Genomic DNA, 18,542 nt, shown 5'->3' with positions numbered 1-18,542 from the left:
CACGCAGTGATGCGCTGCAGACCCGGGATCTCGTCCAGGACTGCGCCGAGGTCCCGTGTCTGCGCAGCGGCACTGCGCGCCGCAGCGCGCACGGGATGACGGCCAGTTACTGAGGGCAGGAGCGCGCATGGCCGGTTTCGATGTGCTGGTGATCGGCGCCGGCTCCGCCGGCTCGGTGGTGGCGGCGCGGCTCAGCGAAGATCCGACCCTGTCCGTCGGCCTGATCGAGGCCGGGGCGATGCCGTCCGACCCGGACATCGCCGTGCCCGCGCAATGGCCCTTCCTGCAGGGGCGGGCCTATGACTGGGCCTACCGCACCGTGCCCCAGCCGGGCACCGCCGGCCGCATTCATGACTGGCCGCGCGGCCGCATCGTCGGCGGCTCCAGCTGCCTGCACGCCATGGCGCATGTCCGCGGCCATCCCGACGACTTCGCACCCTGGGCGGCGGCGGGCGGGCCGGGCTGGTCCCATGAGGCGCTGTTGCCGGCCTTCCGCCGCAGCGAGCGGTTCTCCGGCGGCGCCTCGGCCGTGCATGGCGATGCCGGGCCGCTCGACGTGCTGCTGCCGGACGAGCAGATCCACCCGTTGGTCCGCGACTACATGGCGGCGGGCGTGGCGATCGGCGCGCCCCGGCTCGGCGATCACAATGCCGGGCCGCTGGCCGGGGTGGCGCCGAACCAGCTGACGATCCGCGACGGGCGGCGCCTCAGCGTCGCCGATGCCTATCTCGCGCCGGTGCTCGGCCACCCGAACCTGACGCTGCTGACCGAGATCCTGGTCCATGAGCTGGTGCTGCAGGGCGGCCGCGCCCGCGGCGTCCGGATCACCCGGGATGGCGCGGAGGAGATCGTGACCGCGGACCGGATCGTGATCTGTGCCGGCGCTGTCGCCTCGCCGCTGCTGCTGATGCGGTCCGGCATCGGCGACCCGGAGACCCTGCGCGACGCCGCCATCGCCTGCCGGCATGAGCTGCCGGATGTCGGGTGCAACCTGCACGACCATCTGCTGGCGGCCGGCAATGTCTACCGCGCCCGCCGGCCGGTGGCGCCGTCGCAGCTGCAGCATTCGGAATCGCTGATGTATCTGCACAGCGACGACCCGTCCCGGGCGGAGGGGGCGCCGGACGTCGTCCTGGCCTGCGTCGTACTGCCGGTGGTGACCGAGGCCTTCGCCCGGCCGGCGGCCGGCACCGCCTACACCATCCTGTGCGGCGTCACCCACCCGACCAGCCGCGGCGCGATCCGCCCCGGCGGTCCGTCGGTGGCCGATGCCCCGGTCATCGATCCCGCCTATCTCTCGACCGAGCGCGACCGCCGCACCTTTCGCGCGGCGCTGCGCCTGGCCCGCACCGTCGGCCGGGCCGCGCCGCTGTCGGAGTGGAGCGACGGCGAGATCCTGCCGGGACCAGGGATGGAGGCGGAGGCCGATCTCGACGCCTTCCTGGCCCGGGCGGCGATGACCCACCACCACCCGGTCGGCACCTGCAGCCTGGGGCCGGTGGTCGACGGCTCACTCGCGGTGCACGGCATCGATGGCCTGTTCGTGGTCGACGCCTCGGTCATCCCCTCGATCACCAGCGGCCCGGTCAACGCCGCGGTGATCGCGATCGCGGAAAGCTGGGCGGCCGCCGCCCGGCGGTCGGCTCAGCCGGTCACATAGCCGCCATCGACCGGGATGTCGGCGCCGGTCAGGAAGGCGGCGGCGGGGGAGGCGAGGAACAGGGCGGTGCCGACCAGGTCCTCCGCCTCGCCCCAGCGCTTCAGGGCCGAGCGCGCGGCGATCCGCGCCGCCGCTTCCGGCTCCGACCATAGCGGTTTGGTCATGTCGGTGCGGTGGTAGCCGGGCGAGATGGCGTTGACCCGGATGCCCTCCGGCCCGAAGGCATGGGCCAGGTGCCGGGTCAGCCCGACCACGCCGGTCTTGCTGGCGCCATAGGCCGGGACGCTGGGATCGGCCAGGTAGCTCAGCATCGAGGCGAAGTTGATGATGCTGCCCCGGCTGGCCGCCAGATGCGGCCGCGCCGCCATGGACAGGCGCATGACGCTGGTCAGGTTGACCTCGATCACCTCGAGATAGGTGGCCTCGGTGAACTCCGCTTCCGGCCGGGCGATGCCGGCGGCGTTGACCAGGATGTCCAGGCCGGGCAGGGCGCCGACGAAGCCGATGATCGCCGCCGGGTCGCGCACATCCAGCGTGGCGAAGCGGATGCCGTCGTTGCGGCCGTCGGCCCGCGCCGCCGCCAGCTTGGCCTCGGAGCTGCCGGTGGCAGTCACCTCCGCCCCGACATCGCGGAAGCCGCGGGCCACGGCCAGGCCGATGCCGCTGGACGCGCCGGACACCAGTACGCGCCGGCCGGCGAACAGTTCCGGCCGGAAGGTTGCGTTGATCTCGTCCATTGGGGCCTCCGATTGTCGTCTCTGAGATTGATTTGATGCGGATGGCCGGGCCGGCTCTCCCCCTCACCCTCCCGTCGCCTTCGGCGCCGGGCCCCTCCCTCTCCCCGAGGAGAGGGGAGTTTTTGCCTCTCCCTGGGGAGAGGTCGGCAGCGCGCAGGGCTGGCGGGTGAGGGGCGGCACCGGCCCATCCGTCCGGCGCCGGGAGCGTCGTTGTCAGACCAGCTCGCGCAGGACGCGGATCACCATGTCCGTGGTCACCGGCATGGCCTCGTTGTGCATGATCTCGCCGGGGCGGCAGGCGCGCTCGGCCACGATCCGCAGCTTCGCCTCGGTGGCGTCGGCGATGCCGATGTCGCGCAGCCGGGTCGGCAGCCGCACCGCGGCGCAGAAGTCGCGCACCCGGCGGTACTCTTCTTCCGGCACGCCCTGCAGCTTCAGCTCGGCCAGCACGCCGATTGCCACCTTCTCGCCATGCAAATGGTGGTGCACCTCCTCCAGCTCCGACAGGCCGTGATGGATGGCATGGGCGCCGGCGACGCCGCCGGATTCGAAGCCGAGGCCACTCAGCAGGATATTGGCCTCGACGATCCGTTCGAAGGCCGGGCCGGGGACCTTGGCGTCACATTCCGCCAGGGCGGCGACGCCGAACTCGAACACGGTGTCGCGGCATAGCCGGGCGATCTCATAGGCCAGCGGCACGCCGCGGACGCCCAGGCAGTTCAGCGCGCCGCTGCGGCGGCAGGCCTCAGCCTCGTAATAGGTCGCCAGCGCGTCGCCGATGCCGGCGGCCAGAAAACGGGCAGGGGCTCCGGCCACGATCCCGGTGTCGACGATCACCAGGTCCGGGTTGCGCGGCAGGAAGTAGTCGTGGTCGACCGACCCGTCCGGCTTGTAGACCACGGCCAGAGCGCTGCAGGGCGCGTCCGAGGCGGCGATGGTCGGCATGACCACGCAGGCGGCGCCGGCCTCATGCGCCGCCGCCTTGGCGGCGTCCAGCGCCTTGCCGCCGCCGACGCCGAGCACGACCCGGGCGCCGGCGGCACGGGCGGAAGCGGCCACCGACGCGATCTCGTCCTTCGAGCATTCGCCGCCATGACGGATCAGCTCGATCGCCAGGTGGCCGGTGCAGGCGGCGCGCAGCGGGCCGGCCAAGAGGTCGTACACCCCGCGGTCGAGCACGATGACCGCCCGGTCGCCGAAGCCGGCCAGCTCCTGTCCCAGCCGGGCGGTGATGCCGGGGCCCTGCAGGTAGCGGCCGGGAAAGCGGGCGCCGATGATCATGATCCTCTCCTGTCCGTTCAGGCGCGCCGCGCCGTGGTGCCGCGCTCGATCAGCATCGCCGGCACCACGATCCGGTGCTCATGTGCCTCGGGTGGGGCGGCGGTGGCGGCGCGCAGGATCTTCAGCGACTCGTCGACCATGCGCGCGCCGTCATGGACGAAGGTGGTCAGGTCGTAGCCGGCATAGCCTGCCGCCGGGATGTCGTCGAAGCCGGCGATCATGACATCCTCCGGCACCTTCAGCCGCAGCTCCCGCCGCAGCGCGTCGATGGCGCCGATCGCCACCAGGTCGTTGGCGCAGAAGATCGCGTCCGGCCGGTCCGGCCCGGCGCACATCTGCAGCGCCGAGGCGTAGCCGCCCTCGTAGCGGAAATGGCCGCCGATCACGACCGGCTCGGGCAGGCCCAGCTCGCGCAGCCGGTCGCGGAAGCCGCCCAGCCGGTCCTGGTTGGCCGGGCTGTCGGCCGGGCCGGCGATGTAGCCGAAGCGCCGGGCGCCGCGGGCGACGAACAGATCCGCCGCCGCCCGCGCCGCGCCGCGGTTGTCGCAGCACACCGAGGACAGGAAGTCGTTCTGCGCCGGGGTGTTGAAGGAGATCACCGGGATCCGGAACCGGGCCAGCGCCTCCGCCGTGTCCGGCGCCAGCACCGCCAGCGCGCTGACGATCGCATCGACCCGATAGCTGGCCAGGCGGGGGAGCGCCGCGTCGAAGGAATGGCCGCTGTCGACATGCAGCAGCAGCACCTGCCAGCCGCCGGCCTGCAGCCGGCTGGTGAATTGCTCCAGCACCGTCGCGTAGAACGGGTTGTACATGCCGCCGATGACGATCGCGACCAGGTGGGAGCGCTGGGTCAGCATGATCTGCGGGATCAGGCTCGGCCGGTAGTCCAGTTCCTGCGCCGCCGCCAGCACCTTGGCCCGAGTCTCCTCCGACACGCTGGCGCCCGGCTTGTAGGTGCGCGACACCGCCGATTGCGACACCCCCGCCAGCCGGGCCACGTCGGTGGAGGAGGCGTATTTCTTCGATCGCGTCATCGCGGCTCCATAGATACGACGTTTTCCGATTGACGGCGGAAGCGGTCGATGCATAGCTAGTCACATCTAGTGCATAGCTAGTCAACGCAAAAATATTTCAGGGAGAGACGATCATGAAGGATGGACGCATTCCGTTTTCCATGTCCCTGACCCGGCGCGGCGCGCTGAAGGGGGCTGCCGCGCTCGGCGTCGGCCTGGCCGCGCCAGCCGGCTTCGTGCGCCGCGGCTTCGCCGCCGACAAGCCGACGCTGGTGACCTCGATCCGGTCCCTCTCCAACCCCTATCACGCCGCCTGGAAGCAGGGCGCCGAGACCTACGCCAAGTCGGTCGGGCTCGAGCTGGTCACGCTGGTGACCGAGGGCGACAGCGAGAAGGGCCTGGCCGACATCCGCGCCATCCTGGCCAAGACCGGCGGCAACATGGTGCTGAACCTGGACCCGAATGATTCGGCCGACGCAACGCCGATCGTCGAGGCCTGCGCCGCCGCCAAGGTCTATGTCATGTCGCAGTGGAACAAGCCGGCCGACCTGCACCCCTGGGACCACAACCCGTACTATACCGCCTTCGTCACCTTCGACGGCGAGCGCTACGGCGCCGAGACCGGCGAGGCGCTGGTCAAGTCGATCGGCGGCAAGGGCGGCATCGTCGCGCTAGGCGGCATCATCTCCAACACCGTGGCGATCGCCCGCAAGGCCGGGCTGGACAAGGTGGTGGCGGCCCATCCCGACGTGAAGCTGCTCGACTTCCAGGTTGCCGACTGGCAGTCGACCAAGGCCTATGACGTGGTCGCCGCCTGGCTGACCCGCTTCGGCGACGAGATCAAGGGCATCTGGGCCGCCAATGACGATATGGGCGTCGGTGCGCTCGAGGCGCTGCGGGCCGAGGGTCTGGCCGGCAAGGTGCCAGTCACCGGCATCGACGGCATCAAGGCGGCGGTCGAGGGCGTGAAGTCCGGCGAGTTCGCCGCCACCGTGTCCTCCGACCCCTACTGGCAGGGCAGCATGGGCCTGGCCATCCCCTATGCCGCCTCGCTCGGCAAGTTCGACCCGGCCAAGGAGCCGAAGGAGCATCGCGAGTTCTACGGCCAGGGCATCGTGGTGACGAAGGAGAATGTCGAGGCCTTCTACAAGTCGAACATCGAATCCGAGCCGAAGATCGACTATGGCGACCTGTGGGGCCGGGTCACCGGCCAGGTCCGCCCGGGCTGACGGCCGGCGCGCCGTGTCCGTGCAGTCCCACACCGCACCGGCGGCGGCCGCGGCCCGGCCGCGCGGCGCCGTCGGCCGGGCGAAGCTGGAGCGGCGCCTGCGCCTGGCGGCGCCGCTGATCGTGCTGGTCGCGCTGTGCCTGCTGCTTGGCCTGGCCAACCCGAACTTCCTCAGCACCGGCAACTTCGTCCGGGTGGCCACCGCCGCCTCGATCCCGCTGGTGCTGACGCTCGGCGCCACCTTCATCATCCTGCTCGGCAGCATCGACCTGTCGATCGAGGGCATGATGGCGGTGGCGGCGATCGTGCTGACCCTGCTGGTGGCGAATGACTCGGGCGGCGGCTTCGACATCGGCTTGGCCGCCGTGCCGGTCGCCATCGCCGCCGGCACCGCCATGGGGCTGTTCAACGGTGCGCTGCATGTCGGCCTCAGGATCCCGTCCTTCATGGCCACGATCGGAAGCTGGTTCATCGGCCTCGGCACCGCCACGATCCTGCTCGGCGGCGGCTCGGTCCGGATCCTCGACCCCGACATCCGAGCCCTGGCCCTGACCCGGCTGGCCGGGATGCCGCTGTCGGTCTGGATCGCGCTGGCGGCGCTGGCCGTTGCCTGGGTGATCCAGACCCAGACCCGCTTCGGCCGCCACGTCTACGCCATCGGTGGCGGCGAGGACCTGGCGGCGCTGTCGGGCGTGCCGATCCGGCGCACCAAGGTCATCGCCTTCGCCCTGGCCGGCACCTTCTACGGCCTGGCCAGCGTGCTGGCGGCGGCGCAGCTGGGCCTGGCGAATGCCGAGATCGGCACCGGCCGGCTGTTCACCACGGTCACCGCCGTGGTGGTCGGGGGCACCTCGCTGATGGGCGGGCAGGGCGGCGTGCTGAACGCGCTGATCGGCGTGCTGATCGTCGCCGTCCTGGCCAACGGCATGGTGCTGCTGGGCATCCCGCCCTATCTGCAGCAGGCCGCCCAGGGCCTGATGATCATCGTCGCGGTCGCGCTGTCGCTCGACCGGTCGCAGCTCCGCATCGTGAAGTGACGCCATGCTGCAGGCCATCGCCCTCCAGAAATCCTTCGGCAGTGTCCAGGCGCTGAAGGGCGTCGATGTCGAGATCCGGCCGCGCGAGGTGGTCGGTCTGGTCGGCGAGAACGGCGCCGGCAAATCGACGCTGATGCGGATCCTGGCCGGGGTGCAGCAGCCGTCGGGCGGCGAACTGCGCCGCGACGGCCAGGCGCTGCACCTGGCCGATCCGCGCCAGGCCAATGCCCGCGGCATCGCCATGGTGTTCCAGGAGCAGTCGCTGCTGCTGAACCTCTCGGTGGCCGAGAACATCTTCCTGGGGCAGGAGCAGGACTTCATCCGCCTCGGCCTGATCGACTGGCGCCGGCTGAACGCCGCGGCGCGCCGGCAGATGGAGAAGGTCGGGCTCGACATCGACCCGTCGACGCGGGCGCAGGATCTCAGCTTCGCCGCCCGCCAGATGGTCGAGCTGGCCAAGGCGCTGGCGCTGGAGGACCGGGTCGAGGGCGACCTGGTGATCCTGCTGGACGAGCCGACCTCGGTGCTGGAGCAGGCGGAGATCGACCTGCTGTTCTCCCGCGTCCGGGCGCTGAAGAGCCGGGCCAGCTTCGTCTTCGTCTCGCACCGGCTGGACGAGGTGCTGGCGATCAGCGACCGCATCTACGTCATGAAGGATGGCGGCGTGGTCGCCGAGATGCCGGCGGCGGAGGCCGATGTGCCGACCCTGCACCGGATCATGGTCGGGCGCGAGGTCCATGCCGAATACTACCGGGAGTCGGAGCAGCGCCCGCCGCAGGACGAGATCGTGCTGCAGGCCAGGGGCCTGTGCTGCGAGGGCAAGTACCGCGACATCGACCTGACCCTGCGCCGCGGCGAGGTGCTGGGCATCGCCGGCGTCATCGGCTCGGGGCGGGAGGAGCTGGTGCGCAGCTTCTTCGGCTTTGTCCAGCCCACGGCCGGGACGCTGGAGGTCGGCGGCAAGGCGGTGCGCTTCGGCTCCCCGGCCGACGCGGTCGGGCACGGCATCGGCTTCATCCCCAGCGAGCGCCGGGTCGAGGGGCTGGTGATGATGCTGTCGGTGGCCTCGAACATGACCCTGGCGCGGCTGGAGGTGGCGGAAGGCCCGGTGGGACTGAGTCGCGCCCGCGAGCGGGCCCTGGCGCAGGACTGGACCCAGCGTCTGGCGATCCGCGCCGCCGGACCGGACGCGCCTTGCCTGTCGCTGTCGGGCGGCAACCAGCAGAAGGTGGTGCTGGCCAAGTGGCTGACGGCGCAGTCGCGGATCCTGATCCTCGACCACCCGACCCGCGGCATCGATGTCGGCGCCAAGGAGGAGGTGTTCCGTCTGATCCGGTCGCTCTGTGCCGAGGGCGTCTCGGTGATCCTGATCGCCGACACGCTGGAGGAGACGATCGGCCTCAGCCACACCGTGCTGGCGATGCGCGACGGCGCCATCACCGCCCGGCTGACCGCCGAACCCGGCTGCAAGCCGTCCCAGGTCGACCTGATCGGACACATGGTATGACCCGCCTGCTCGATCCCGCTGCCCTGCGCGGCGCGGCGCCGGCGCTGTTCCTGCTGGGGCTGGTGGTGGCGACCGCCATCGCCGCGCCGGGCTTCGGCTCGCCCGACACGCTGCTGGTCATCCTGGCCGACACCACCACCCTGTTCACCCTGGCGGCGGGGGTCACCTTCGTCATCCTGCTCGGCAGCATCGACCTGTCGATCCCGTCGGTGTGCTCGCTCTCCACCGTCATCGTCGCCCTGCTGCTGCCGCGGATCGGCGTCGGCGCCTTCGCCGTGGCCCTCGCGGCCGGGGCCGTCGCCGGGCTGGTCAGCGGCTTCGTCCATGTCCGGCTGCGGGTGCCGTCCTTCATCGCTACCCTGGCCACCGGCGGCGTGGTCGGCGGCGTCGCGCTCTACATCTCCGACGCCCGCAACATCGCCATCGCGGCCGACACGCGCGACATGCTGGACTGGATCACCGACAGCACCGCCGGGGTCCCGAACATCATCGGCATCGGCATGGTGGCCCTGGCGATCGGCGTCTACCTGCAGCGCTACAGCCGCTTCGGCCGCTACAGCCTGGCGATCGGGGCGGGGGAGCCGGCGGCCTGGGCGGCCGGCATCCGGGTCAACCGGCACAAGATCCTGGCCTTCGTCCTGTCCGGCGCCTTCGCCGCCCTGGCCGGCATCCTGCTGTCGGCGCGGCTGGCCAGCGGGTCGCCCACTGTCGCCAACCAGCTGCTGCTGCCGGCGATCTCGGCCGTGCTGGTCGGCGGCACCGCCATCACCGGCGGCATCGGCGGCATCGGCCGCACCCTGGTGGGCGCGCTGACCGTCTCGGTCGTCCGCATCGGCATGACCTTCCTCGGCGTCAACATCTTCGCCCAGCAGATGGTGTTCGGCGCCGTCCTCATCCTTGCCGTGGCCATCACACTGGACCGCGGCAAGATCCTGATCGCGAAGTAGAAGGGCAGGGGGAACCGGCATGGATCTCGGATTGGGCGGCAAGGTCGCCGTCATCACCGGCGCCAGCGTCGGCATCGGCCTCGCCGTCGTTGACGGGCTGGCGGCCGAGGGCGCCCATATCGTGCTGGCGGCCCGCCAGGCCGAAAGGCTGGAGGCCGAGGCCAAGGCGCTGGCGGACCGGCACGGCGTGCGCACCCTGGCGGTGGCCTGCGACGTCGCCACCGGCGCCGGCACGGATGCGCTCGTCGCCGCGGCGGAGAAAGAGTTCGGCGGCGCCGATATCCTGATCAACAATGCCGGCACAGGGTCGAACGAGACGATCCTTGAGGCGCCGGACGAGAAGTGGCAGGCCTATTGGGACCTCCATGTGATGGCGGCGGTGCGGCTGGCCCGCGGCCTGGTGCCCGGCATGAAGCGGCGCGGCGGCGGGGTGATCCTGCACAACGCCTCGATCTGCGCGGTGCAGCCCTTGTGGTACGAGCCGATCTACAACGTCACCAAATCGGCGCTGATGATGTTCTCCAAGACCCTCGCCACCGAGGTGGTGAAGGACAACATCCGCGTGAACTGCATCAATCCCGGCCTGATCCTGACGCCGGACTGGATCAAGACCGCCAGGCAGCTGACCGCGGACAGCGGCGGCGACTGGGAAGGCTACCTGCAGGGCGTGGCCGATGAGCACGCGGCGATCAAGCGCTTCGGCACGCCGCAGGAGCTGGCGCATTTCTTCGTCTTCCTGTGCTCCGACAAGGCCAGCTACAGCGTCGGGTCGACCTATTTCGTCGATGGCGGGATGCTGAAGACGCTGTAGCGGTTGGAGGGGGCGCAGAGACCGTTTCGAAATGCGCTGGTGTGAGTCGGCTGGCGGTGGTTTCGAGAACCGGCGCGCAGCGGACGTTTAAGTCCGTGAGCACCGGAAGCGCAGAAACCGCCGTCAGACGGCCGCACCAGTAGCATTTCCAAACGATCTCTCAGTCGTACAGGCTCGGCAGCCGGTAGGCCTCGATCGCCGAGCGGCCGAAGATCTGCTCGCGCTCGGCATCGCTCAGGTGCTCCAGGCACAACCGCAGCGCCCGGACCACCCGGTCGTAGCTGCCGGCGACCAGGCAGACCGGCCAGTCGGTGCCGAATAGGCAGCGGTCGACGCCGAAGATCCGCAACGCCTCGGCGACATACGGCTTCAGGTCGTCCGGCGACCAATGCTCCCAGTCGGCCTCGGTGACCATGCCCGACAGCTTGCACCAGACGTGGTCGCGATGGATGGCGAAGCCGCGCATCGGCGCCGCCCAGGGCTCGAAGCCGCCGCCCTTGATGTCCGGCTTGGCGATGTGGTCGAGCACGAAGCGCAGGTCGGGGAAATCCGCCACCGTGCGCAGCACCGCCGGCAGGTGCGGCAGCTTCGGCACCAGGTCGTAGACCAGCCCGGCATCGGCCACCGCGCGCAGGCCGCGGCGCACATCGTCGCGCAGCAGCCAGTTCGGGTCCGCCTCCTCATGGATCAGGTGGCGGATGCCGACCAGCCAGCGCCCCTCCGGCGCCGCCTTCAGCTCGGCCAGCACCTGCCCGACCTCCGGATCGGTCAGGTCGACCCAGCCGACCACCCCGGCGACGACATCCGTCGCCGCCGCGGTGCGGATGAAGTCCCAGGTCTCGCCCAGGTCGTTCCAGGTCTGCACCAGCACGGTGCCGGAGACGCCGTTGGCCTGCAGCGCCGGCCGCAGGTCGGTCGGCGTGAACACCCGGCGGATCGGGGCGAACGGGCCGCTCAGCCAGCCATAGTCGCCCTTGTCCGGGTCCCAGAAATGCTGGTGCGAGTCGATGACGATCGGGCTGGCCATGGCCGGGCTCCCCTCACCAGCGCTGATGCACGAAGGGCTTGATGTCCTGGTCGTAGATCGCGCGCAGCTCGGCCATCGTCGCTGCCGGCAAAGCGGGCAGGGCGGCGGCCTCGGCGTTCGACTTGGCCTGGGCCCCGTTGCGGGCGCCGGGGATGGCGACCGTGACGGCGTCGAACATCAGGATCCAGCGCAGCGCGAACCTGGCCATGGTGGTGTCGCCGCCGACCAGCGGTCGCACCCGCTCCACCGCCGCCAGCCCCGTCTCATAGGGCACGCCGGAGAAGGTCTCGCCGACGTCGAAGGCCTCGCCGTTGCGGTTGAACTGGCGGTGATCGGTGGATTCGAACCTGGTGTCGGAGCGGAACTTGCCGGATAGCAGGCCGCTGGCCAGCGGCACCCGGGCGATGATCGCGACCTGCTTCTCCTGCGCCAGGGCGAACAGCCGCTCCGCCGGGCGCTGGCGGAAGATGTTGAAGATGATCTGGATGCTCTGAACGCCCGGATACTCGATCGCCTTCAGCGCCTCCTCGACCCGCTCGACGCTGACGCCGTAGTGGCGGATCTTGCCCCGCTCGACCAGCCGGTCGAGGAAGCCGAACACCTCGGGGTGGTAGTACAGGTCGGTCGGCGGGCAGTGCAGCTGCACCAGGTCCAGCGTGTCGACCTGCAGGTTCTGCAGGCTGCGGTCGATGAAGCCGGACATCGTCTCCAGGCTGTAGCCCGCCACCTCCTGCTTCGGCAGGCGGCGCCCGGTCTTGGTGGCGACGAAGGGGCGGTCGCCGCCGCGCTCCTTCAGCACCCGGGCGATCAGCTGCTCCGACCGGCCGTCGCCATAGACATCGGCGGTGTCGAGGAAGGTGACCCCGGCATCCAGCGTCTGGTGCAGCGCCGCCAGCGCGTCGGATTCGTCGACATGGCCCCAGCTGGCGCCGATGGCCCAGGCGCCGAAGCCGATCTCGCTGACCTTGCGGCCGGTCCGTCCGAAGTCCCTGCTGCGCATCCTCGCCTTCCTCTCTGCCCGGGTCCGTTGCCTTGATTCCATCAGGTCGCAGGGTTATCATACAACCGTCCATGTTCTGGCAAGGGACTTCTCCGGATCGGCCGGCGCAGGCTGAACGCGCTCCGCCCTGTCACCGGCGGACCTGCATAGATCGTTCCCTGCTCTCCGATGCAGCTCTTGACAGATCGGACAAATCAGGTCGTATGGTTGTATGATAACCATGTAATCAACAGACCGCTTCAGGGAGGCTCCGCTCGATGACGACATTCTCCAGAGGACATCTGCTTCTCGCTTTGGCCGCCTGTGCGCTGGCCGGGCCCGCCATGGCGGCCGAGGACACGGTCAAAATCGGGGTGGTGGCGGCGGAATCCGGCTCCTTCGTCTCGGCCGGCCACACCCTGCCGGCCAGCGTCAGCCTGGCGGTGAAGGAGATCAACGACGCTGGCGGGGTGAAGGTCGGCGACAAGACGTACAAGATCGACTTGGTGCGCCGCGACGACCGCACCGACATCGGCACCGCGGTGGCGGCGACGCAGGAGCTTGTGCGCGACGTCGGGGTGAAGGCGATCTTCGGGTCGGAATCGCACGACTTCACCCTGGCCATGGCCAAGATCACCCAGCCGGCCAAGATCCTGCACTTCGCCGGCAACAGCACGCTCGACACGATCCTGACCGACGCGGCGGTCGCCCCGGGCGGCGACGCCCACTACCTGTTCCAGTCCGAGCCGCGCGAGTTCCAGCGCAGCGGCAGCACCGCCCGCGGCGTGCTGAGCCTGCTGCAACCGTTGGTCGACCACCCGATCAAGAAGTCGGTGATCATCGCCGGCAACGACGCCACCGGGCAGTTCCTGTCCTCCTACTACATCAAGGCGCTGAAGGCGGAAGGGCAGGAGGTGCCGGACATCATCTTCTACCCGCCCGACACCACCGACTTCTCGCCGATCCTGACCCGGGCCAAGAGCCTGAATCCGGATGTGGTGCACTTCTGGTACAACGGCGACTCGACGCTGACGGCGCTGCCGCAGGCGCTGGAGCTGGCGGTGGCGCCGAGCTACTTCCTGTTCGGCGTCGACCCCGGCATCTGGAAGGAGCGGGGGCTGTCGGCCGACGTGCCGGTGGCGATGAGCTGCGTGCCGGTGTGCTGGGGCGAATCCTCCAACGCCAAGGCCAAGGCCTATTTCGACGCGTATTTCGCGGCCGGCGCGCCGAAGGGCGTCACCTCCTCGGTCTCGCTGCTCTACTACGACTACGTCCACATGCTGGCGGAGGCCTGGACCAAGGCCGGCAGCTTCGATCCCGACAAGGTGGTCGACGCTCTCCTGGTGCTGCACCACCAGGGCGTGGTCTCGGATGACCTCAGCTTTAACGCCCATCACCAGGTGACGCACGCCACCGAGGTCTGCGTCGCCGACACCGAGGGCAAGATCTCCTGCGCCATGCAGCAGCCGCCGGCCGACGCGCCGATGTGACCCGTTCCGGCGGCGTCTCCCAGCGTCGCCGGCATCGGCCTGCCGGAGGGGTCCTCCCCACCCGACGCCTTCCGGCAGGCCGACCCTCTCGCACCGGGACCCGCCTTGGACATCCTCCTGCAGCAGATCCTGAACGGGCTGTCGATCGCCAGCGTGATCACGCTGATCGCGGTCGGCGTCACGCTGATCTTCGGCCTGACCGGCATCATCAACTTCGCCCATGGCGAGTTCCTGATGGTCGGCAGCATCGTCACCTGGCTGGCGGTCGGCGCCGGCTGGGGCTTCCCGCTGGCGCTGGTCGCCGGCATTGTCACCGTCGCGCTTCTCGGGCTGGTGCTGGAGCGCGGGCTGTTCCGCTTCACCCTCGACCGGCCGACCAACGGCTTCATCGTGTCGCTGGGCCTGATCGTGCTGCTGCAGCACGTCGTCATCCTGTTCTGGAACGCCAACCAGAAGAGCATTCCGCGGCCCTTGAACGCGATCTGGGACGTCGGCGGCGTGCGCATCGCCGCGGTGCGGGTGATGGTGATCGCGGTGACCGCCGCGGTGGTGGCGCTGACCTTCTTCATGATCACCCGCAGCCGCTACGGCCGGGCCCTGCGCGCCAGCGTCGAGGACCGCGACACCGCGGCGTTGATGGGCATTCCGGTGCGGCGCTACATCACCGGCGTCTTCGTCTTCGGCAGCGCCCTGGCCGGCCTCGGCGGCGCCCTCTTGATCGCGCTGTTCCCGATCACCCCCTTCACCGGCGGCACCATCGTGATGAAGGGCTTCGCCGTGGCGCTGATCGGCGGCCTGGGCAACCTCACCGGCGCCGTCGTCGCCGGGCTGATCCTCGGTCTGGTCGAGGGCTTCAGCGCCGGCTACGGCCTGTCGGAATGGACCGACGCCTATTCCTTCGCCCTGATGATCATCGTGCTCCTGGTCAGGCCGCACGGCCTGTTCGGCGGCACCTCCGGCCCCCGAGTGACATGACGGATTCTCGATCGCCCCTCAGGGGACTGGCGCTGGTGCTGGTCCTGTTCGCGCTGCTGGCGCTGGTGCCGGCGCTCGGCCCCAGCAACCGGCTGCTGTCGCTGGCCATCACCGCCGGCATCAACATCGTGGCGCTGTACGGCCTCTCCGTGCTGTTCGGCCAGACCGGCATCCTGTCGATGGGCCATGCGGCGCTGGTCGGCGTCGGCGCCTACACCGCCGCCATCCTGGCCCGCGACCTCGGCCTCGATTTCTGGGCGGCGCTGCCCTGCGCCGCGGCGACCACGGCGCTGCTGGCGGCGGTGGTCGGCTTCCCGTCGCTCAGGGTCAGCGGCCATCATTTCGTGATCCTGACCTTCGCCTTCGGCCAGCTGCTGACCATCGTGCTGACCAATGGCGGCGACTTCACCGGCTGGGCCACCGGACTCGACCTGGGGCAGCCGGTGGCGCTGTTCGGCCTGGGCCTCGACCCGCTGCCGCAATTCTACCTGCTGACGCTCGGCTTCGTGGCGCTGGCGGCGGTGGCCAGCTGGGCGATCGTCCATTCCCGCTATGGCCGCACGCTGCGGGCGATCCGCGAGAACGAGAAGCTGGCCGCCTCGCTCGGCATCAATGTCGGGCGGCACAAGATCGGCGCCTTCGTCGTCAGCGGCGTCTTCGCCGGCATCTCCGGCGTGCTGCTGGCCTATTTCCTGCGCCATATCTCGCCCAGCCAGTTCGCCTCCTTCCCCAGCATCTACCTGGCGCTCATGGTGATGATCGGCGGCGCCCGGCTGCTGCTGGGGCCCCTGGCCGGCGGCATCCTGGTGGCGTTCCTGCCGGAGCTGTTCGCGCTCGACCCGGTGCAGTCGCGCATCCTCTACGGCATCTGCCTGATCGCGGTGATCCTGCTGCTGCCGAACGGCGTGATCGGCGGGCTGCTCGACCTGTGGCGCCGGCTGGTGCCGCAGCGCGACCCGGCGGAGCGGACCACGGCCAGCAGCCCGGCCCGCGCCGGGCGGGAGGGCTGAGCATGGGCGCGCTCGAGATCCGCGGCCTGCGCAAGCAATTCGGCGGCGTCGCCGCCCTGGCCGGGGTCGACCTGACCATCGTCGAGGGCGAGATCCTCGGCATCGTCGGCCCGAACGGGTCGGGCAAGACCACGCTGTTCAACGTCATCACCGGCGTGCACAAGCCGACCGCCGGCACCGTGACCTGGCGCGGCCGCGACATGACCGGCGTGCCGGCCCATGCCGTGTCGCATGCCGGCATCGCCCACACGTTCCAGCAGGCCATGGCCTTCCCCGGCCTCAGCGTGTTCGAGAACGTCCAGATCGCCACCGAGCATTGCCGGTCGGCGGGGGAGGGGCCGTTCCCGTGGCCGACGCCGGACGACCTGATCGGCTTCGTCGGCCTGCAGGCGCTGCGGCACGAGACAGCCGGCGTGCTGCCCTTCGGCAGCCTGCGCCTGCTCGGCATCGCTTTGGCGCTGGCGACGCGGCCGGCGCTGCTGCTGCTGGACGAGCCGGCGGCCGGGCTGAACGACAAGGAGACGACGGCCCTGGTCGACCTGGTGCGGCAGCTGCCCGGCCACGGCATCAGCGTCTGCGTCATCGACCACGACATGAGCCTGATGCAGCGCCTCTGCCGCCGCCTGGTGGTGCTGGATTTCGGCAGCAAGATCGCCGACGGGCCGACCGCCGAGGTGCTGGCCGACCCGAAGGTGCTCGATGTGTATCTGGGAGGGGCGCTGTGACCTTGCTGCAGGTTTCCGGCGTCACCACCGGCTACGGCCCGACCACGGTCAACCGCAACGTCTCGCTGGCGCTCGGTGCGGGTGAGATCGCCACCATCCTCGGCCCCAACGGCGCCGGCAAGACCACGCTGCTGCGCATGATCGCCGGGCTGGTCAAGCCGCGCGGCGGCAGCGTCGTCTTCGACGGCCGCGACGTCACCGGCCAGCCGCCGGACGCCATGGCCAAGCGCGGCGTGGTGCTGGTGCCGGAGGGGCGGCGGATCTTCGCCGACATGAGCGTGGAGGAGAATCTCCGCCTCGGCGCCTATGCCCGGCGCGACCAGGCCGCTGTCGACGCCGATGTGAAGCTGATGGAGGAATTCTTCCCGATCCTCGCCGCCAAGCGGCGGGACAAGGGTGGGTCGCTCAGCGGCGGGCAGCAGCAGATGCTGGCGATCGCCCGCGGCCTGATGGCGCGGCCGCGCGTGCTGCTGCTGGACGAGCCGTCGCTGGGCCTGTCGCCATTGATGGTGAAGGAGATCAAGGCCATCATCCTGGCGATCGGCGAGCGGTTCGGGGCCTCGATCCTGCTGGTCGAGCAGAATGCGGGGCTTGCCTTGGGCGTCGCCACGCATGGATATCTGATGCAACAGGGCCGCGTCGTCGCCTCGGGACCGATCGCCGAGCTGAGGAACGCGGATCTGATGCGGGACCTCTATCTCGGCGGAGCGCCAGCGGCCTCCGCCTGAAGCCGAAGCGGAGCAGCGCCGTGACCACACTGACCCTCTCCTATGGCCGCGGCCATCTGCCGATCCGCCTGCCGGCGGGGGCGCAGGCGACGGTGGTGCGCAAGCAGCCCTTGCCGAAGATCGCCGACCCCGCGGCTGCCATCCGCCAGGTCCTGGCCCAGCCGATCGGCGCGCCGTCGCTGGCCGAGCTGGCGCGCGGCCGGCGCAGCGCCTGCATCCTGATCTGCGACATCACCCGGCCGGTGCCGAACCGGCTGTTCCTGCGGCCGATGGTCGAGACCATGGTGGCGTCCGGCATCCCGCTCGACCGCATCAGCATCCTGGTCGCCACCGGCCTGCACCGGCCCAATCTGGGCGAGGAGCTGGCCGAGCTGGTCGGCGACCCCTGGGTGCTGGAGCATGTCCGGGTCGACAACCACGACGCCCGCGACGAGGCCGCCCATGTCGATTTCGGCCGCACCGCGACGCGCGGCACGCCGGTGAAGATCGACCGGCAGTTCGTCGAGGCCGACCTGCGCATCGCCACCGGGCTGGTCGAGCCGCATTTCATGGCCGGCTGGTCCGGCGGCCGCAAGGTGATCGCCCCCGGCGTCGCCCATCACGAGACCATCCGCACCTTCCATTCGGCGCGCTTCATGGAGGATCCGCTGGCGGTCCAGTGCAACCTGGTCGGCAACCCGCTGCATGAGGAGCAGCTGCAGATCGTCGGCATGCTGGGCGAGGTCTACGGCCTGAACACGGTGCTGGACGAGGATCGCGACCTGGTCTGCGTCACCTTCGGCGAGATCATCGCCAGCCACGCCGCGGCGGTCGATTTCGTCAGCAGCTCCACCCGGGTGCCCCTGCCGCGCAAGTTCAGCACGGTGGTGACCTCCTCGGCCGGCTACCCGCTGGACAAGACCTATTACCAGACGATCAAGGGCATGGTGACGCCGCTCGACATCCTGGCGCCGGGCGGCACCCTGATCATCGCCTCGGAATGCTCGGAGGGCTTCGGCTCGCCGGAGTTCCGCGACGCCCAGACCCGGCTGGTCGAGCTGGGGCCGGAGCGGTTCCTGGCGACGCTGACGGCGAAGTCGCTGGCCGAGATCGACGAATGGCAGACCGAGATGCAGCTGAAGTCGCTGCGCCTCGGCCGGGTCGAGCTCTACACCACCGGCCTCGGCGCGGCCGAGCGGGGGATCACCGGCACGGGGCTGGTCGACGACCTCGACGCCGCCATCGCCGCCAGCGTGGCGCGCTCGAACGACCCGGCCGTGGCGATCATCCCGGAAGGGCCATACGTCATCCCGTACCATGCTGCGGGGTGAGGGCCTGTCCTCTTCCAGCGGTGCGGGTTTCGGGATCGCTCCCTCCACCCATACAACGGAGTCCCCCCTCCCGCAAG

17 protein-coding genes are annotated in these 18,542 nt (G+C 70.3%); 12 read left to right on the top strand and 5 right to left on the bottom strand.

Annotation, left to right across the window (positions count from 1 at the left end):
* Positions 1-127 precede the first annotated feature (127 nt).
* Positions 128-1,660, top strand: a complete 1,533-nt coding sequence (locus tag FFK22_RS11055; protein ID WP_138888555.1) for a GMC family oxidoreductase — start codon at positions 128-130, stop codon at positions 1,658-1,660.
* Here the strand turns inward: FFK22_RS11055 and FFK22_RS11050 are convergent.
* The 3 genes from FFK22_RS11050 to FFK22_RS11040 all read right to left on the bottom strand — a co-directional run bounded on the left by FFK22_RS11050 (position 1,645) and on the right by FFK22_RS11040 (position 4,712).
* Positions 1,645-2,397: an SDR family NAD(P)-dependent oxidoreductase gene (locus FFK22_RS11050; protein WP_138888556.1), complete on the bottom strand. Its 753-nt coding sequence runs from the start codon at positions 2,395-2,397 to the stop codon at positions 1,645-1,647. The two genes, FFK22_RS11055 and FFK22_RS11050, sit on opposite strands and share 16 nt — an antisense overlap.
* Before the next feature lie 213 nt (positions 2,398-2,610).
* Complete coding sequence (locus tag FFK22_RS11045) at positions 2,611-3,678, bottom strand: glycerol dehydrogenase (RefSeq protein ID WP_138888557.1); 1,068 nt, start codon at positions 3,676-3,678, stop codon at positions 2,611-2,613.
* A gap of 17 nt (positions 3,679-3,695) precedes the next feature.
* Positions 3,696-4,712: a LacI family DNA-binding transcriptional regulator gene (locus tag FFK22_RS11040; protein ID WP_138888558.1), complete on the bottom strand. Its 1,017-nt coding sequence runs from the start codon at positions 4,710-4,712 to the stop codon at positions 3,696-3,698.
* Positions 4,713-4,825: 113 nt separating this feature from the next.
* On the opposite strand from FFK22_RS11040, the gene FFK22_RS11035 reads away from it, so the two are divergent.
* Genes FFK22_RS11035 through FFK22_RS11015 form a run of 5 tightly spaced genes read left to right on the top strand, consistent with a single transcriptional unit; the run spans position 4,826 to position 10,221 of the window.
* The gene (locus tag FFK22_RS11035) at positions 4,826-5,920 is read left to right on the top strand and encodes a sugar ABC transporter substrate-binding protein (RefSeq protein ID WP_138888559.1); all 1,095 of its coding nucleotides are present in this window, start codon (positions 4,826-4,828) and stop codon (positions 5,918-5,920) included.
* A gap of 19 nt (positions 5,921-5,939) precedes the next feature.
* Positions 5,940-6,956, top strand: a complete 1,017-nt coding sequence (locus FFK22_RS11030) for an ABC transporter permease (RefSeq protein WP_221938521.1) — start codon at positions 5,940-5,942, stop codon at positions 6,954-6,956.
* Between the two features lie 4 nt (positions 6,957-6,960).
* Positions 6,961-8,463, top strand: a complete 1,503-nt coding sequence (locus FFK22_RS11025; protein ID WP_138888561.1) for a sugar ABC transporter ATP-binding protein — start codon at positions 6,961-6,963, stop codon at positions 8,461-8,463.
* Positions 8,460-9,410 carry an ABC transporter permease gene (locus FFK22_RS11020; protein ID WP_138888562.1) on the top strand — a complete coding sequence of 317 codons (951 nt, stop codon included), beginning with the start codon at positions 8,460-8,462 and terminating at the stop codon, positions 9,408-9,410. Before FFK22_RS11025 ends, FFK22_RS11020 begins: the two co-directional genes overlap by 4 nt.
* 19 nt (positions 9,411-9,429) lie before the next feature.
* Positions 9,430-10,221, top strand: a complete 792-nt coding sequence (locus FFK22_RS11015; RefSeq protein ID WP_138888563.1) for an SDR family NAD(P)-dependent oxidoreductase — start codon at positions 9,430-9,432, stop codon at positions 10,219-10,221.
* Between the two features lie 160 nt (positions 10,222-10,381).
* On the opposite strand, the gene FFK22_RS11010 is transcribed toward FFK22_RS11015, so the two are convergent.
* Both FFK22_RS11010 and FFK22_RS11005 read right to left on the bottom strand, forming a co-directional pair.
* Complete coding sequence (locus FFK22_RS11010) at positions 10,382-11,248, bottom strand: amidohydrolase (protein ID WP_221938520.1); 867 nt, start codon at positions 11,246-11,248, stop codon at positions 10,382-10,384.
* Positions 11,249-11,261: 13 nt separating this feature from the next.
* Positions 11,262-12,248 carry an aldo/keto reductase gene (locus FFK22_RS11005; protein ID WP_138888564.1) on the bottom strand — a complete coding sequence of 329 codons (987 nt, stop codon included), beginning with the start codon at positions 12,246-12,248 and terminating at the stop codon, positions 11,262-11,264.
* A gap of 257 nt (positions 12,249-12,505) precedes the next feature.
* Here FFK22_RS11005 and FFK22_RS11000 point away from each other — a divergent pair, with 257 nt between their 5' ends.
* The 6 genes from FFK22_RS11000 (at position 12,506) to larA (ending at position 18,465) form a co-directional block, all read left to right on the top strand.
* A complete protein-coding gene (locus FFK22_RS11000) occupies positions 12,506-13,717 on the top strand; it encodes an ABC transporter substrate-binding protein (RefSeq protein WP_138888565.1) in 1,212 nt (403 codons plus the stop codon).
* 105 nt (positions 13,718-13,822) lie between these two features.
* Entirely contained in the window at positions 13,823-14,692 is an 870-nt protein-coding gene (locus FFK22_RS10995; RefSeq protein WP_138888566.1) for a branched-chain amino acid ABC transporter permease, read from the top strand.
* Positions 14,689-15,702: a branched-chain amino acid ABC transporter permease gene (locus tag FFK22_RS10990; RefSeq protein WP_138888567.1), complete on the top strand. Its 1,014-nt coding sequence runs from the start codon at positions 14,689-14,691 to the stop codon at positions 15,700-15,702. Before FFK22_RS10995 ends, FFK22_RS10990 begins: the two co-directional genes overlap by 4 nt.
* Positions 15,703-15,704: 2 nt before the next feature.
* A complete protein-coding gene (locus FFK22_RS10985) occupies positions 15,705-16,427 on the top strand; it encodes an ABC transporter ATP-binding protein (protein WP_138888568.1) in 723 nt (240 codons plus the stop codon).
* Positions 16,424-17,155 carry an ABC transporter ATP-binding protein gene (locus FFK22_RS10980; RefSeq protein ID WP_138888569.1) on the top strand — a complete coding sequence of 244 codons (732 nt, stop codon included), beginning with the start codon at positions 16,424-16,426 and terminating at the stop codon, positions 17,153-17,155. The genes FFK22_RS10985 and FFK22_RS10980 overlap by 4 nt, the downstream gene beginning before the upstream one ends.
* Positions 17,156-17,175: 20 nt before the next feature.
* Positions 17,176-18,465, top strand: a complete 1,290-nt coding sequence (larA, locus tag FFK22_RS10975) for a nickel-dependent lactate racemase (protein WP_138888570.1) — start codon at positions 17,176-17,178, stop codon at positions 18,463-18,465.
* Positions 18,466-18,542: the final 77 nt, after the last annotated feature.

This window comes from Mycobacterium sp. KBS0706, assembly GCF_005938675.2.
Taxonomy (GTDB): Bacteria; Pseudomonadota; Alphaproteobacteria; order DSM-16000; family Inquilinaceae; genus Inquilinus.
This window is presented reverse-complemented; position numbering and strand designations above follow the sequence as displayed.